17 protein-coding genes are annotated in these 16,624 nt (G+C 36.2%); 4 read left to right on the top strand and 13 right to left on the bottom strand.

Features of this window, described 5'->3' with window-relative positions:
• Positions 1-363: 363 nt before the first annotated feature.
• The 7 genes from CCK98_RS32175 to glpX all read right to left on the bottom strand — a co-directional run bounded on the left by CCK98_RS32175 (position 364) and on the right by glpX (position 7,609).
• Complete coding sequence (locus CCK98_RS32175) at positions 364-558, bottom strand: hypothetical protein (protein ID WP_088090693.1); 195 nt, start codon at positions 556-558, stop codon at positions 364-366.
• 247 nt (positions 559-805) lie between these two features.
• Positions 806-922 (bottom strand): GapA-binding peptide SR1P, encoded by a 117-nt coding sequence (locus CCK98_RS32170; RefSeq protein ID WP_088090692.1) that lies wholly within the window; start codon positions 920-922, stop codon positions 806-808.
• A 724-nt stretch (positions 923-1,646) separates the two neighbouring features.
• Positions 1,647-2,099, bottom strand: a complete 453-nt coding sequence (rpiB, locus tag CCK98_RS32165; protein ID WP_088090691.1) for a ribose 5-phosphate isomerase B — start codon at positions 2,097-2,099, stop codon at positions 1,647-1,649.
• A gap of 159 nt (positions 2,100-2,258) precedes the next feature.
• The gene (gene pfkA, locus CCK98_RS32160; protein WP_088090690.1) at positions 2,259-3,218 is read right to left on the bottom strand and encodes a 6-phosphofructokinase; all 960 of its coding nucleotides are present in this window, start codon (positions 3,216-3,218) and stop codon (positions 2,259-2,261) included.
• 391 nt (positions 3,219-3,609) lie between these two features.
• A complete protein-coding gene (gene tkt, locus CCK98_RS32155) occupies positions 3,610-5,610 on the bottom strand; it encodes a transketolase (protein ID WP_088090689.1) in 2,001 nt (666 codons plus the stop codon).
• A 31-nt stretch (positions 5,611-5,641) separates the two neighbouring features.
• Positions 5,642-6,535, bottom strand: a complete 894-nt coding sequence (gene fba / locus CCK98_RS32150) for a class II fructose-1,6-bisphosphate aldolase (RefSeq protein ID WP_088090688.1) — start codon at positions 6,533-6,535, stop codon at positions 5,642-5,644.
• A gap of 87 nt (positions 6,536-6,622) precedes the next feature.
• Entirely contained in the window at positions 6,623-7,609 is a 987-nt protein-coding gene (gene glpX, locus CCK98_RS32145) for a class II fructose-bisphosphatase (protein WP_088090687.1), read from the bottom strand.
• 168 nt (positions 7,610-7,777) lie between these two features.
• On the opposite strand from glpX, the gene CCK98_RS32140 reads away from it, so the two are divergent.
• Complete coding sequence (locus CCK98_RS32140) at positions 7,778-8,140, top strand: helix-turn-helix domain-containing protein (protein ID WP_088090686.1); 363 nt, start codon at positions 7,778-7,780, stop codon at positions 8,138-8,140.
• Positions 8,141-8,450: 310 nt separating this feature from the next.
• Here the strand turns inward: CCK98_RS32140 and CCK98_RS32135 are convergent, their stop codons facing one another.
• The 6 genes from CCK98_RS32135 to CCK98_RS35820 all read right to left on the bottom strand — a co-directional run bounded on the left by CCK98_RS32135 (position 8,451) and on the right by CCK98_RS35820 (position 15,060).
• Positions 8,451-9,482, bottom strand: coding sequence for a glyceraldehyde-3-phosphate dehydrogenase (locus CCK98_RS32135; protein ID WP_088090685.1), 1,032 nt, complete (start codon positions 9,480-9,482; stop codon positions 8,451-8,453).
• Between the two features lie 38 nt (positions 9,483-9,520).
• Positions 9,521-10,981: a glucose-6-phosphate dehydrogenase gene (gene zwf / locus CCK98_RS32130; RefSeq protein WP_088091076.1), complete on the bottom strand. Its 1,461-nt coding sequence runs from the start codon at positions 10,979-10,981 to the stop codon at positions 9,521-9,523.
• 550 nt (positions 10,982-11,531) lie between these two features.
• Positions 11,532-12,056 (bottom strand): hypothetical protein, encoded by a 525-nt coding sequence (locus CCK98_RS32120; protein ID WP_088090683.1) that lies wholly within the window; start codon positions 12,054-12,056, stop codon positions 11,532-11,534.
• Positions 12,057-13,030: 974 nt separating this feature from the next.
• Positions 13,031-13,222 (bottom strand): hypothetical protein, encoded by a 192-nt coding sequence (locus CCK98_RS32115; protein WP_088090682.1) that lies wholly within the window; start codon positions 13,220-13,222, stop codon positions 13,031-13,033.
• Between the two features lie 56 nt (positions 13,223-13,278).
• Positions 13,279-13,782 carry a RadC family protein gene (locus CCK98_RS32110; RefSeq protein ID WP_256942607.1) on the bottom strand — a complete coding sequence of 168 codons (504 nt, stop codon included), beginning with the start codon at positions 13,780-13,782 and terminating at the stop codon, positions 13,279-13,281.
• 1,104 nt (positions 13,783-14,886) lie between these two features.
• Positions 14,887-15,060 (bottom strand): hypothetical protein, encoded by a 174-nt coding sequence (locus CCK98_RS35820; RefSeq protein WP_179196055.1) that lies wholly within the window; start codon positions 15,058-15,060, stop codon positions 14,887-14,889.
• A gap of 422 nt (positions 15,061-15,482) precedes the next feature.
• Here CCK98_RS35820 and CCK98_RS32105 point away from each other — a divergent pair, with 422 nt between their 5' ends.
• The 3 genes from CCK98_RS32105 (at position 15,483) to CCK98_RS35030 (ending at position 16,595) form a co-directional block, all read left to right on the top strand.
• Entirely contained in the window at positions 15,483-15,764 is a 282-nt protein-coding gene (locus CCK98_RS32105; RefSeq protein ID WP_088090681.1) for a hypothetical protein, read from the top strand.
• A gap of 254 nt (positions 15,765-16,018) precedes the next feature.
• Positions 16,019-16,429 (top strand): hypothetical protein, encoded by a 411-nt coding sequence (locus CCK98_RS32100; RefSeq protein ID WP_088090680.1) that lies wholly within the window; start codon positions 16,019-16,021, stop codon positions 16,427-16,429.
• Positions 16,416-16,595 carry a hypothetical protein gene (locus tag CCK98_RS35030; RefSeq protein WP_142292248.1) on the top strand — a complete coding sequence of 60 codons (180 nt, stop codon included), beginning with the start codon at positions 16,416-16,418 and terminating at the stop codon, positions 16,593-16,595. Before CCK98_RS32100 ends, CCK98_RS35030 begins: the two co-directional genes overlap by 14 nt.
• Positions 16,596-16,624 lie beyond the last annotated feature (29 nt).

Raw genomic sequence — 16,624 nt, 5'->3', positions numbered from 1 at the left:
TGTGGAATAAATAAAGCATATTCTTTCTTTTTATTAAACATATTCAACCCGATCGGAACTGAACAGCAACTTATAACCATCTAAACCACTACTATATTTAAATAGTTTCATTGACCTAATATCTCTTATGGTCATTCAACCTAATATGTCCCCTAAAACAATTACTTTAATTTTGGGAAATGCCAAGGATGTTTTAATGAAATATAATGTAGCCCATTTCAAAAAAAGCATTAAAAACAATAGTTGAAACTAATGTCCTTGATTCTCTTCTAAAGGATTTGAATAAGTTGGAAGTTCCTTTCAACTTGCATAGAAGGAGGCTGATAACTTTCATCTAAAAAGGCTTTTATTTTTTTGAATTTGTTACTCCGCACTATGAATTAGCAGCTCCCCAGCAATCTTTTTTAAATACTCAGGAATAATCGTATGATTTTCACAATTGCTGCAATAAACTCCATTAACCCCACTTATGAAGTATGCTTGCAAAATGTATTTCGGGATTAATTGAGGTATACCACATTTATTACAAAACAATAAATATCTGGTTTTCTTCTCCATACCTCCGCCCCCTAAATAAGGTAAAAGTGGAATCCGGCGATATCTTTAATTAAAATGCATCATAACGGATTTTGTCCAAAACTTAACTACTATAAATAAAATCTAAGGTTTTATAACTTGATTTAATCATTTTAAACGTTAATTAATAGTTCAGCGAAAGTCACACTTAGTTATGATTTCTACACGAAGAGTAAAGAAAAAATGACAGAAAATGTATCTTTTAGGTTTTAATTCATTCTCCCCAATCCTAGGCTTCAGATACATCTTCTTGACATTTTTCACATAAAGAATAAAGAATTCGTACCTTTTCATCATCATCGTGTTCAATAATAGCATCGCAGTTTTTACAAACAATTGTTACCATTTTGCAAAGCTCCTTCCTGATTATAAAATATAAATAACAATAAATGAAAACGCTTTCTATTTTAGTTATTAAAAAAGACCACAATTATTTTCACTATCAAATTATGTCACAAAGCATTGGAATATAAAAGATAGATTATTTCCTTATTTCATTCATAAACGGCTCATATTTTAGGCTGTAAACTTACCCAGGATTAAGGTCTTATTTAAATGCCTACTCTTTTTACCACTGTTAATTATTTTACTTAAAAGGTTTTAAATAGGTTTAAATATGAATTCAACCAATTTTATAGGTTATAATATCAAAACCATTTTACCTTTTAAGTTAGTTCTAGGTTAGAGGAAAGAAAGGTATCTACGAATAATTGCTTACTATTTGATTGTTTCTGGTGTTGGATAACAATTTTTATTTCCTGGAATTCACTTTTTCCACATATATTGCAAACCGTTTCTTTAGTATAAAGTGATCTACAATGAATACAATATTTCTTTTCCATGGTGATCATTCTCCTATTCTGAATTTAATTTATTAACCCAAAAAGGGAAGACATTTCCTGTTAAGGAATGACAATCCTAAGAAGCGTTGGATCTATAAAAAAGAGAGACAAATGGCTAATAATTTATACAGTTAAAATATATTTTTAGTTTTGTACAATTCTTGTGCCATAAGTCTTGTAATTTATGGGTCTTAGAGCATTTTCTTATCTAAATAGAATGCTTTAATTCTACTGATGAATAACTCTAGATTCATATGATGAGATTTTATTAACTCGAGTTTCATGTCTCCCTCCTTCGAAGGAGGCAGTTAACCATGTTTCGGCAATACCACGAGCCAACCCTGGACCAATTACACGTTCCCCCATCGCTAAAATATTGGTATCATTATGTTCTCTCGTTACCTTTGCACTGAACATATCATGGACAAGAGCACAACGAATTCCCTGTACTTTATTAGCTGCAATACTCATTCCAATTCCTGTACCACAAATGAGGATGCCACGATCTACTTCTCCACTTGCTACCATCTCCGCCACCGGAATTGCATAATCAGGATAATCAACAGAGCCCTCACATTCACACCCTAAATCAACATACTCAATATTCAATTCTTCCATCAAAGAAATTATCTCCTTGCGAATATTCATTCCGCCATGATCACTTGCAATTGCTACCTTCATATACTATTTCCTCCTAAATCCTTGTTATTAAGTTTCATATTGTCCTTTTTCTCTATTACACGATAGTTCAGCCTTCACAAGAACCCGAGAAGCTCCTTATAGGACTCTGCTATTACCAGTGGTGAATACATTAATGACCTTATCAATTAGCATATTTGCCTATGTAGATAGACTTCTTGCTAACTCGTAAATGGAAAGATCAATCGTATGTTTATCTTTTTCTGCTACCTCAAAAGGTGTATGAGTTAGTTGGCCTTTTTTCAACCCTACCATTACACCTTTTTGCCCTTCTCCGAGTAAATCAACTGCTAATGCTCCCATTTGGCTACCCATCATCCGATCATAGGCACTAGGGGAACCTCCTCTTTGAATATGTCCAAGTATGGTAACCTTTGTTTCAAAGCCGGTTTTTTCTTGAATCTCTTTACCCATTTGAATCCCTTTGCCAACACCTTCAGCCATCACAATAATACTGTGGGTCTTTCCACGTTGATGTCCTTGCTTTATTCGATCAATCACATCTTCTATATCATAGTTAGCTTCTGGGATAATTATGGACTCTGCCCCACCGCACATTCCTGCCCATAAGGCAATATCTCCAGCACCTCGACCCATTACCTCAAGTACAAAAGTGCGTTCATGAGAGAATGCCGTATCACGAATTCTATCAATTGCTTCAACAGCTGTATTTACTGCAGTATCAAACCCAATTGTATAGTCCGTTCCTGCAATGTCTTTGTCAATAGAGCCTGGGATCCCGACCGTCGGAAAGCCTAATTCTGACAATTTTCTCGCTCCCCTAAACGAACCATCCCCTCCAATTACAATTAATCCCTCAATACTCTTATCTCTTAGTTTTAGAATTGCTTGTTGCTGTCCTCTAATGGTCTTGAATTCCTCACATCTGGAAGTTTTTAAGATAGTGCCTCCCCTATGAATGATGTCCCCTACGCTCCCTAAATTCATTGAAATAAAATCGCCTTCAATCAAGCCTTTGTAGCCATTTTCCACACCATATACATCCAATCCATTGTGTATACCCCTACGAACGACTGCACGAATAGCTGTATTCATTCCAGGTGCGTCTCCGCCGCTAGTTAATACTGCAATCTTTTTCATTCTTATTTTTCCTCCAAATTTTCACATATTATCGTGCTGGAAGAACCTCGAAATATTCCGCATTTGTACATACCTCATCAGAAGTACTAACCTGAAGTATTGTTCGTTTTATTACAATCAACGAATCAAAATTCAATTATTTACAAAACAGAAATACTGATTGTTATAAACGGTTTCCAGGCCCAAGTTTTAAATTAATTTTTTATGACTTTTTAGGATTCTAAAAAGGGCAGGTCCACCAGCGGTGAGTCTGCCCAATACCAAAGTGTTCATCAACAAGTAAATCCTACTCCTGAATGAAAGGATTCAAGTAAAAATGAGTTTTCTTCCTATAAAATTAGGTTAGTACTTCTATCTAATGTAGTATTTGTATTGATTTTCAGCTATAAGCTTATAGAAGCATTTTAAAATGAGAAATAATATTTTTAATAGTGAATCCATATTCTGCCTCTATTTTATCTCCTGGTGCGGAAGCTCCAAACTGATCTACGGCAATGACGTTACCATGATCTCCAACATATTTATGCCATCCCAGGGAAGCTCCCATTTCAATAGCAAGTCGTGCTGGAACGTTTTTAGGAAGTACACTTTCTTTATATGCTGCAGATTGTTTTTCAAATCGATCCCAGCTTGGCATGCTAACAACTGAAACATTGATTCCTTCTACTTCAAGAGCCTTTTGCGCCTTAACAGCTAGTGAAACCTCTGAACCGGAAGCTAATAACAGTCCATCAATGTTACTGGCATTTGAAATTACATAGGCTCCTTTCTTAACACCTTCATAAGCAGTTTCAGAATCAACAAGTGTTGGTAAATCTTGACGAGAAAGGATGAGTGCCGTTGGTTCTCCTTTACTTTCTATTGCAAGTTTCCAAGCTGCAGCTGTTTCATTTCCATCTGCCGGTCGAATAGTAGAGAGACCTGGCATCGCACGTAAGGACGCCAATTGTTCAATTGGTTCATGTGTTGGTCCATCCTCACCTACTGCAATACTATCATGTGTAAATACATAGATTACTGGTATTTTCATTATGGCAGAAAGACGAATTGCAGGACGCAAGTAGTCAGAGAAAACAAAGAAGGTAGCTCCGAATACTTTTACTCCACCATGTAGTGCCATACCATTTACAGCGGCACCCATTCCAAACTCACGTACACCAAACCAAATGTTTCGTCCACTATAATCTACTGCACTAAAGTTACCTTCACCTTTCATCAAAGTCTTGTTAGAAGAAGACAAATCGGCAGAGCCACCAAATAATTGTGGAACTTTTTTCGCAATGGCATTTAACACTTCACCGCTGGAAGAACGGGTTGCAAGCTTATCTTTACCAATTTGATATCTTGGAACAAACTCATCCCAACCTACCGGAAGTTGCCCAGTTATTGCATATTTTAATTCTTTTGCTAGAACTGGATAGGCCTCCTCGTATTTTTCAAACAAGTCATTCCAAGCTAATTCCTTCTTATTAGATACATCTTGAAGTTCCTTAAAATGTAATTTAACTTCTGCTGGGATATAAAATTCTTCTTGATATTCCCAGTTGTATTGTTGTTTTACAAGTTTAATTTCATCTTTTCCTAGTGGGGAACCGTGTGAATCAGACTTACCACCTTTATTAGGAGATCCATAACCAATTGTTGTTTTTACTTCTATCAATGTTGGTTGCTCTTGATTGTCCTTAGCTTCCACTAACGCTTTAGCAATTGCATCAACATCATTACCATCTTCAACCTGAAGTACTTGCCAACCATATGCTTCAAAACGACCCTTAACACTCTCACTAAATGACATATGTAGATCGCCATCAAGGGAGATATCATTTGAATCGTATAATACAATTAAACGACCAAGTTTCAAGTGACCAGCAAGTGAGGCTGCCTCTGCAGATACACCTTCCATCAAACAACCATCACCACAAATACTATAGGTATAGTGATCAATTAAATTGAAATTACCCCGATTATACGTAGTGGCTAAATGTCTTTCTGCCATAGCCATCCCTACTGCCATAGCAATTCCCTGTCCTAGCGGTCCCGTTGTAGCATCAACTCCAGGTGTATGACCAAATTCAGGATGCCCAGGGGTTTTACTTTCCCATTGACGGAAATTCTTTAAGTCATCTATTGATAGGTTATAACCCGTTAAATGCAATAAGCTGTATAACAACATAGATCCATGACCTGCAGATAATGTAAATCGATCACGGTTAAACCACTGAGGATTGCTTGGATTATAATTCATAAATTTCGTCCAAAGCGTGTAAGCCATAGGCGCGGCACCCATCGGCATACCTGGATGACCTGACCCAACCTTTTCAATTGCATCAATACTTAGAGTTCTAATAGTATTAATGGATAGCACATCTAAATTCACTTTTTGATCAATCATTATTCTTCCCCTTTCTATCTATATTGGCACCTTAGTTTGTTACTAAGTAGGCTTCTGCCTGCTGAGCCTTACCAGAAGAACCAAACTCACGCATTTTTCCTTTAACTGTGGTTTTAATTGCTTCGCGAGCAGGCCCTAGGAATTTACGTGGATCGTATTCGTTTGGCTTTGCAGCTAATACTTCGCGAACAGCTTTTGTAGAAGAAATCTGGCTTTCTGTATTAACGTTAATTTTCGCCGATCCAAGCGAAATAGCTTTTTGAATGTCCTTAGTTGGAATACCTGTACCACCGTGAAGAACAAGTGGAACACCTGTTAATTCCTTAACTTCCTTCATCCGATCAAAACCAAGATTAGGTTCACCTTTATATGGGCCGTGGACTGAACCTAACGCGGGTGCAAAACAATCTACTCCTGTTTCGCGAACTAATTGTTCACATTCAGCAGGGATCGCATACATAGCTTCAGAATCCTCAACGTTTAGATCATCTTCCTGTCCACCGATGCGACCAAGTTCAGCCTCAACAGATACACCAACAGAATGAGCTATTTCAACAACACGTTTTGTTATTTCAATATTTTTTTCTAGTGGATAATGAGATCCATCGATCATAACGGAAGTAAACCCAGCATGGATAGCTTGAACACACATCTCAAGGCTTGGACCATGATCAAGATGAATAGCAACAGGTACAGTCACTTTATATGCATCCATTAATTCTTTAACCATCGAGACAACCAGCTTAAATCCACCCATATAACGAGCAGCACCCTCTGATACCCCGAGAATAACTGGAGAATTCTCTTCTTGTGCTGCTTGTAATATTGCTTGTGTAAACTCAAGATTATTGATATTGAACTGTCCAACCGCATATTGATTTTCTTTTGCATGGATTAACATTTCTTTCATTGAAACTAATGGCATTTTCTTTTCCTCTCCTTTTTCTTCATTTAATATTTTTTATAAATAGAACTTTTCAACTAGTAATGGTAGCAATTAGAGTTCCTATGTTTATTTCAATAATGAGTGATATGCTTCAATATATTGAAATCTTTCATTTATTCCCCTACCTGTAAGAAAAGAGTGCGTATGAATTAAACCATTCTCTTTTTTTCTAACACCCCGCATAAGCATTCCATCAGTAATTCCTGTTGCAACAAAAAAGCAATCATCTGATCTTACAATCTCATCTAATGTAAAAACCTGTTCTGGATTTGACAATCCCATCTTGATGCAGCGATCAAATTCTTCTTGGTTTTGTGGGGCTAGTTGTCCTTGGAAATCCCCTCCCAAACACTTTAGCGCTGTTGCAGCAATTACACCTTCTGGCGCACCGCCAGTTCCTACTAATATATCAACGTCTAATTCATCTATTGCCGTAGCTATCGCCCCAGTAACGTCACCATCATTGAATAACTTAACTCTAGCCCCCACATCAAAAACCTGTTTTATTAGATGATCATGACGAGGTCTATCCTGAATCATTACTGTTAATTCGGATAAATCCTTTCCTAAAGCTTTTGCGACTGCTATCATATTTTCTGTTAATGAGGCCTCGATGTTAATATGACCTTTAGCCTTTGGACCAACAGCAAGTTTTCTCATGTACATATCTGGTGCATGCAGTAAACTCCCCCTGGTTGATACAGCAACAACAGTTATTGCGTTTTCCTGCCCTTTTGACAAGAAAGTCGTTCCTTCAACAGGATCAACTGCAATATCCACTCTAGGTCCTTTTCCAGTTCCTAGCTCTTCGTTAATGTAAAGCATAGGAGCTTCGTCCATTTCTCCCTCACCAATTACAATCCGTCCATTCATATCAATTAGGTTCATCCGATTACGCATGGCTTCAGTTCCAGCACCATCAGCACCATTCTTGTTGCCCTTACCTATCCAAGGATAGGAAGCGATTGCTGCTTGCTGTGCTACAGAGAGAAAATCCATAGATAGTGTATGAACATACCCTTCTCTAACAACACTACTCTCCAATTTACTCATCACCTCACCCCCTGAGTTCGTTATTAATTATACAAGTCATCGTATCTTGTATTTTGTAATCATCTGTACAGATATAATTATAAATTGTATAATATCATTATGTAAGTACGCACTTTAATTTCATATAGTGTCAAAAAATATACTGTAATTAATTTATGGAGGTTTCTTATGAAGCATATTGATAATACGACTTTTAAGTGTGAAAAGGAATTAACACTAGAGGTTATTGGTGGAAAATGGAAGATGTTAATTTTATGGTATCTTGGCAAAGAGGGAACCAAACGGTTTAACGAATTAAAAGCTCTGATGCCTGGAATTACTCAAAGAATGCTCGTTAATCAATTACGAGATCTAGAAGAAGACTTCATTGTCCATCGAGAAGTCTACCCTGTTGTTCCACCCAAAGTGGAATACTCACTGACCGAGCAAGGGAAAAGTCTAATGCCCATTCTAGAATCTATGTATGAATGGGGAAAAAATTATATGAATACGGTTTTGATAAAAAGAGAGGAATATATCGATATAGACTAACCTTCCGTTCATTTTTAAGATTTGCCTTTTGTAATTAAAACAATATGAAAAAGAAAATCAAATTCTATACCGCCTTAAAGAACATTCATTATCTTTAGACCCTATATTAATTAATAAAACTCATGAAAATACAGAAAATACCAACCGACTTTCTTAATAGTCTAACTATTTTATTCATAATTCTCTACTGAAAATCTAAACAAAATCTAATAAATAAGTAAATTAATCTAATACTCAAAGGGATCTCAATAATTATAAGCAAGTCCTTGCTATTGCAAGGACTTAAGGAGTATAGATATTTTCTATGAGGCTATTTCACCTTAATTTTTGATACGTTTCCCATTTTCTCTGCAACAAACTTTGCAAGTTCAACTACTCTATTTGAATATCCCCATTCATTGTCATACCATGCAAGGACCTTCACTTTTCTTCCGCCGATAACCATTGTCGATAATCCATCAATAATTGCTGAATGGGGATTTGAATTAAAATCAATTGAAACAAGCGGTTCGGTAGTATAGTCCAAAATCCCATTTAATGTACTGTTTGCAGCAGATTGAAAAGCATTATTGATATCCTCAACAGTTGCATCTCTTTTTAAGTCGACAACTAAATCCACTAATGAAACATTAGGGGTTGGGACACGAAGTGCAATACCATGCATTTTGCCCTTTAAATGCGGCAATACTTGCGAAAGTGCTTTCGCAGCACCGGTGGTAGTTGGAATAATGCTCTGTCCGCAGGCACGGGAGCGCCGTAAATCTTTGTGTGGGTTATCCAGATTTTTTTGATCATTTGTATATGAATGTACTGTTGTCATTAAACCATTTTCAATACCAAACTGTTGATCTAATACCTGAACTACGGGTGCAAGACAATTTGTAGTACATGAAGCATTAGAGATTATGAAATGATTATCAATATCTAAATCATTCTCGTTTACACCCATCACTAGGGTCACATCTTCATTTTTCCCTGGAGCAGTTAAAATCACTTTCTTAGCACCTGCTTCCAGATGAAGAGCTGCTTTTTCTCTAGAATTAAATTTTCCAGTTGCTTCAACTACGATGTCTATATCAAATTCCTTCCAAGGAAGATATCTAGGATCTCTGCTATCTAATAACTTAATGAAGTGACCATTCACAAGCAAAGCCTGATCGGCAGGAGTCACCTCCCCATTGAATTTACCATGATTGGTATCATATTTTATTAAGTGGGCTAAGGTTTCAGCAGAATAGCTAGCGTTGATTGCTACTACATCAAGTGTTTCATCCATAATCGCTTTCCGGAAAACGAGTCTACCAATTCTTCCAAAACCATTGATGGCTATTCTCACCTTCATTTCCTATTTCCTCCAGACTTTTTTATTATGGTTTTTACCTACCACCAATTAAATCCGTCTTCTTCCAATAATTGTTCAGATGCCCTTGGTCCCATAGTTCCAGATGGATATACATGAAGAGGAAGCGTATTTTTTTCAAAAGCATCTAAAATCGGTTGCACCCATTTCCAAGATGATTCCACCTCTTTCCATTGTACAAAGAAAGTGGAGTCTCCATTTAGAGCGTCAAATAACAACAGTTCGTAAGCTTCTGGGACATTTTGCTGATTAGCGGAAAATTTCACAGTAATGGGCTCAATTTTGCTATTTTTCAATGGATTTTTGCTATTAAATTGAATTGAAACGCCTTCGTTTGGACCTATTTCAATAATTAAAAGATTAGGAGCTTTTTCCTCTTTTTTATCTTTATATAAATCTTTTATTGGATTTTTAAATTCAATCACAATTCTTGTAGACTTCTCCCGCATTCTTTTTCCTGTTCGGATATAGAATGGAACGCCACTCCAAAAAGTGTCTTCAATCCATAAACGGGCAGCTATAAAAGTATCATTCATTGAAGATTCCTTAATCCCAGGTTCCACCGTATATGATGGAACTGGTTCACCGTTGATATTCCCATGAATGTATTGACCACGGACCAAATTTTTATCTACGTCGTCTATTTGTAATGGTTTAAGGGATTCCAGAACTTTTATTTTCTGTTTACGAATCTCGTTTGCACTTATTTTTTCCGGTTGCTGCATAGCAGTTATCATAACTAGTTGTAGCAAATGATTCTGGACCATATCGCGAATTGCTCCTGCCTGGTCGTAATAACTCGCTCTCTCTTCAACACCCACAGTTTCACTTGCTGTAATTTGAACATTAGAAATGTGTTTATTATTCCATATAGCTTGTAACATTGGATTTGCAAATTCTAAGGCCTCTAAATTTTGGACCATCGGCTTCCCAAGGTAGTGATCAATAAGATAGATTTCATCTTCTTCAAAAGCTTCTCTTAATTTTGCATTTAATTCTTGAGCTGACTTCAAATCGTGTCCGAATGGTTTTTCAATTACTAGGCGCTTCCATCCCTTAATTGACCCTAATCCACTTTTTTTGATGTTCAAAGCAATTACATCAAAAAACTCTGGTGCAACTGATAAATAAAAAAGGCGATTTTCAGGAATACCAAACTCTTCTTCACGTTTTTGAATCAAATTTAGTACCTGTTTATACCCTTCATTATCTGTAACATCCAAAGGACTATAATGAAATGAACTTAGAAATTTTTTTATTTTAGAAGCTTCAACATTTTTAGAGCGTATAGAAAATGATTGTAATGATTTTTCAACATGTTGTTGAAATATTTCATCAGACCATTCTCTTCTACCTAATCCAATAATTGTAAATGAATTAGGCATTTTTCTATCCAAAAACAAATTGAACAAGGAAGGAAATATTTTCCTCTTAGCTAAATCCCCAGTTGCTCCAAACAAAACAAATGTCAACGAATCCAATTCCATTGGTTTGATACTGTTGAAATCATTCTCGACTAAATTAATACTCCGAGGAATCGTCACACCACCCATACTTTCCCCTCCTAATTTATAGATAAACCCCTTATGCTCCACATATTTACAGCTTTTCCAACAAGATTTTTAAAATTTCTTATGAAAATAGTATAATATTGAAAAACTTTATTTGTAAGTACGCACTTTTTTATTATATAGTATATAAAAATACACTTAATTAAGATTATTCTTAATAATTGGGTATTATGGAAACACACTTTAAACAGCTTAAAGAAGGCATATAAAAAGAGGAGCATAATTGCTCCCCCCTGTAAACAGGCTAAACCTGTAGCAATAATCACCAAGTCAGCATCGGTATTATTGAAAAGCTTATTGGATTGAGTAAACAAAAAAACGATCCTCAATTGAGAACCGTTCTACCCGATTACACGTATTTAATATTAAATATTTTACATCAATTTTTAAAAGAAACATGTTTGTGCAACAGCTGCCAATAAAAATATTCTCACCAGTATAGCGCTTTCAAAAAATGAAACTAACTGAACATTACCTTTAACGCTTCTTGAAAGTTCGTAAATTTTTGACAATTACTTAATGATCTATAAAAGCTGCGCGTTTCCATATGAAGAAGATAATAAAAGCTTTGGCCCTCAATCAAAGAAATTAGCTCCTTCACATTTTCTTTATCCCTTTTTAAGTGAGAAATCTCTAAATCTTGGCCTTTTCCGCTATGTTCATTGTATTGTAGCTTTAAATCACTTTCGATCTCCACAGTATATCTTTCATCGTTAGGCATGTTTACGGAAAAGATGAATGGTTTTCTATCCAAAATAATTGGAAGTTCACCATCTAAATTTGCTTTTAACCTTGTAAGTCCTTCATCCGCAGTAACAGTAAACCCTTGATCCTCAAGATATACATTAAAAGCTTCAATAGCACTATCCAACATTATTTTAGTCCTATGTTCTTTTACCGATTTTTGTTTGCTTAAATACACTTGTTGCAATTCCTTTAATTCTTTACTAAGATCAATAATTCCTTTCGCTTTAGCTATATCCATTTAATCATCCCCTCTTCCTTGTTCGTATCTTATACCTCAAAAAAATATAAGAAATTAAACAATACTAAAATGGTATTGGACTTGTGTAAACTAATATGCTTTTAAAGCAACTGCTTCACTCTATAAATTTTGAATTTTCAAATAAAACTCTTCGGAGTTTGGAATAAATTAAGTATAATATCTATAAATTTAATATGAAAGTACGCACTTTTTTGTCATATAGTATCAAATTTATCATCTTAAACTACGTTTTTTAAAATTCCTTTTTTATTTATCTCTTAGTCTCCTTAAGGCTCTTAACTATTTAGAGTCCATCGGTAATTTCTTATGGAGGTTCATCCAATTTACGGTTTTGGCATATTGTGAAAGGAAACATCATTTAACATATCACAGTATTAAAGTTGATTAACAACCGCCAATGAGGCTCAATGCCTGCTTTCGTTAATGTTTTTTAGTTTTTTAAATTAATAGGTTTTATAAAGAAAAAGACCATTTCTGGTCTTTTAAACAAAACATAATACAGCTGATACTTTTTTCAACTTTTATTAGGCTTTATCCTCCATTTAATCCAAAGGCAGCAATGGTTATAATATCCATTGCTGTTTTTAAACCTCTCTTGTGCATCTAATTCAATGACTATTTGCGTTAGATCTCCTAGATAATTAGGCTGTCTGGCAAACAAAAAACAGAATAGTAAAATTGATAATTAGAGGTATAGTGATTTAAATGATTGATAACAGTTGTGCATCTTAAGATATTTCTTTATGTACTAAATCAATTGTCTAATGAGAAAAGACCATTTGCCAGGGCAAATGGTTTCCTTTCTTCCTAGAATCATCTTTCAAAAGGTTGCGTCCGCAACCGTCAAGCAGGCTCGATGCCTGAGTCATATAATCAAGAAAAAACGGATGTTTTATATCCTTTCGTAAACCAACATCGGCGCTGAACCAGCCGATGTTTTTCGGTTTCATTTTTTACACGGATAAAATCATCGTATTTTTTGTGGGTTTATATTTTTCGTTCATAGCCTCTAAAAATGGCAGGATATAGATTTTCTTAGGCTTACACCCATATTCCATTAAATGATATTCGATTTCATCTTTTAGACTTGCCTCTTCAATAGCTTTTGCCTCATCTTTATAAAAATCAGATACGATAATCATCATGATACATTTCTCCTTTCAAGCAAAGGGGAAATATCCCCTTTGCTATTTTGATATTTTTATATATATCCTTTCTCCTTTAGGCTTACATGCTTCCCTGTATGGCTGACAATCACATGGTCAAGGACGTCAATTCCTAAAATTCTCCCTGCTTCCGCAAGTCTTTTCGTGACCTCTATATCTTCTCTGCTAGGTGTGGGATCTCCGCTTGGATGCTGGTGGCTGACAATAATGGATGCTGCATTATTGAGAATCGCGCATTTCATCACCTCTCTTGGATGGACGATACTGGTGTTCAAACTTCCTATATGAGCTCTATGTAACCCGACGACCTGGTTTTTCGTATTGAGCATCATGACAAGAAGCACTTCCCTGTCTTCATCAGCAATATAAGAGGCCGCTAGTTTTTGAGCATCTTCCGGTGAACGAATGACATACTGCGCAAACGGTTCTGGCGATTCCTTAATTTCTTGTTTGATTCTTACGACTTCAAAGATTGACAATAATTCCATCTTTCCAACTCCCTTTTCTCTTTTGCCTTTCGAAGCGAATGAGCTCCCCAAAGGGGATTATTTTTCCCCTTTGGCATGGAGAAACGAAAAACACGCATAGGCGGCCGGTCAAGGGATCAGCACAAAAAGTTTTTTGTTGTTGCGCTAGCGCCCTTAAGCAAAAAAGTTTTTTGCCCCTTGATAGGCCGACTAGCTGACTTAGCTTTCAGCCGGATAGGTTCGGGTGTCCTGCCGGCTAGAAGGTTAGTCGGCTTGCGATGTTTTACGATTCGTAAGGCAAAAGGGAAAAATATACAAAAATAAAAGCAGCTGATTCAGCTGCTCTCCTTTTGTCTTTTATTCTTTTAATCTTTCAGACTTTTGAATTTCCGTTTTTCGGCTCGTTTGGTATGGCGGCACGCCGCAAATGGAACAGGAACCAACGGAATGTAGGCTAAAGCCTTACAGACCGTGGTTATCGGACCATTTAGTGCCAAAGCGACACGTACGGAATGACAGAAAGACGTCTTTCCTTTCTGATCAGTCCGTAGTGCTGACGTCCGAAGAAAGATGAGCATTGTTTTGAACGAGTTCTATTAAATCATGATTTCATCAATTTCTATATTAAAGTAAAAATTCAACTCTTCCCCTATTCTTAATCACCCAAAGTTCCAAATGAATCACTTTCTTTTCCTCCTTTTCAAGCGATTGAAGGAGAGGCCAAACAAAGCAATTCAGGACAAAATTGTTACTTTGAAAGGATAGCTGATTTTTATTTGAAAGAATGACAAAGAACTCTAGAAGACTATAACAATAAAATAGAAACCTTCATGGTTAACCAGTTTAACAGTAACATAATAAAGCAGATTTATGAGGCGGTAAGGTGAACGATTTAATCGAAGCGAAGTGGACAATTTCCTTTACTAAAACACAGCTCCCCACTCATCTAGTGAGCTCATTTAGGATCATATGTGGATTCAGTCGTTCGATCCAGTTTGGAAATCAAACGATACGATCAAAGAATATTAATTCCCGTTAAGATGAATTTATTTAAAAACACTGAAATCAGGTAATCTTTAAAGGAACTTTAACATGACAAAAAGGCTTCACGGGGAGCGAAGCCTTTTTGTTAGCAGAGTTCATGTTAATCTATTGTCTTGATGGAAATGAGCTATTCTAACCTAGTTTACATTCTTCTATGGCTTGTTGCCAACTTGGATAGTAATACAAAGCACTCCGCATTAAATCAGGATAAAGTTGTTTTACCTCTTTTTTACGTAGAGAATCACCTTGGTTCTGTAACTTCTGGATCTGAGTAATGACTTCCTTTGATGTTAATGGAACATCCATTTTTCATTCCTCCCTTTCCAAGTTATCTTTACTATCTTTGCCTTTGGCTAACAATATAAAACATGAAAAACATAATTGCCAATTCATCGCACCTATGTTTTAACAAAGTCTAGCATATGGTATTGGTGTTGTGAAGAAATTTGCTCTACAGGATTATCGTTATTAGGAAAAGCCGATTTCATAACTCGCTGGTCGGAGTCATGAAAATTATTCATCTAATTAACAAGGCTTACATTCAAAATGGTCTAAAACGTTAATATCATTCGGATGTTTATGTATAGAGGCAACACGTAGTACCTTATGTGACGTCAATGATTTTCGTTAAAATAAACAAAAAAAGAACCATAGAAAGGCTCTATTTTAACCAACTGGCATTTTTACCAACTGACGTCAATATACTTTGTACAAAAGGGGGATGAAAAATGAGTTATCGACCTACTATACGATATCCAGATGTATACAAGGATTATGTAGAAAAGGTTTTTCAGGCTACTACCCTGGACCGAAACCAGATCATCCGGTTCGCCCTATATGTGGCCGCGCATTCAGATGAATACAACGTATCCTTAAAAAGCATCAAACAGCTGACGTCCCTCTCCCCCGACCTGGTTGGGGGAAGGATGAAGAACGCTGCTGGAAGGACCAGAATTATAGGAAAAAACCAAATCCAGCTCCAATCAAGATTATTGAGCAGGGTGGGATAAAAATTGTTATTGGTTAGCCTTTTTTAGGGCTGGTACTTTTCACATAACTAAGGGTTGAAGCTTTACTGGCCAGCTTCTGAGCGATTTCTTTGGAAATGCCTTTATCTTTACTCATTCCGATTCACCTCACTAGCAGAAGGATGGCCAAGATGAAAAAGATATATACCTCCCTCTATGTTCCATAAAGCTGTTGCCAAATGACCAACTGACCAACCAACCCTAGGATAAAACCAAAAAAGAAGGGGGAAAAGCGAATGGGGAAGGAAACACATTTAAACCCGATTCTTTCCATTCCACAAAATAGATATAGGGAACCACAGACTAGAAAGGTCCGTTCAGATAAGCTGCATGACATTAAAATACCGGTTACAGAATCTATGGATTCGATTTTAAGACGCGAATCAAGACGATTCTGGAACGGATCCAAAACAGCATTGGGAACGGAAATATTAACGTTCGGACTTAATCAGATATTTGTTTACCCAGACGTCACGTATAAGGACCTTCCTGATACAGTCCATTGCAAAGTAGACTATGAAACATATCAGAAAATAGGAGAATACGCTGATAAATGGAAATACAGTGTTCGGAAAGCAGCTCACCGAATTTTTATCGAAGCATTTAAGAAAAAGCAATTCGGAGGAATAACCGATGGGGAAATATAGCCAAGCTGACCTATTGAAAGAGGAACTTTCGTTAATTGGTTCCTCTGACCTTTTCGGCCGGTTCCTTCAGAAAATGAATAAGACGTCTACCGTTTTATTGTCGATAGACGTCCCTAAAAATCTGTACTTAAGGGTCGAGGTATTTTGTGAAGATATACAGGACTAATTAGAAATGCCCTTTTCGCAAAACGATTT

It is taken from the genome of Bacillus sp. OV166 (genome assembly GCF_900177675.1).
Lineage (GTDB): Bacteria > Bacillota > Bacilli > Bacillales > Cytobacillaceae > Neobacillus.
Note: the sequence above shows the minus strand (reverse complement) of the source record. Positions and strands in the feature narration are given on the sequence as shown.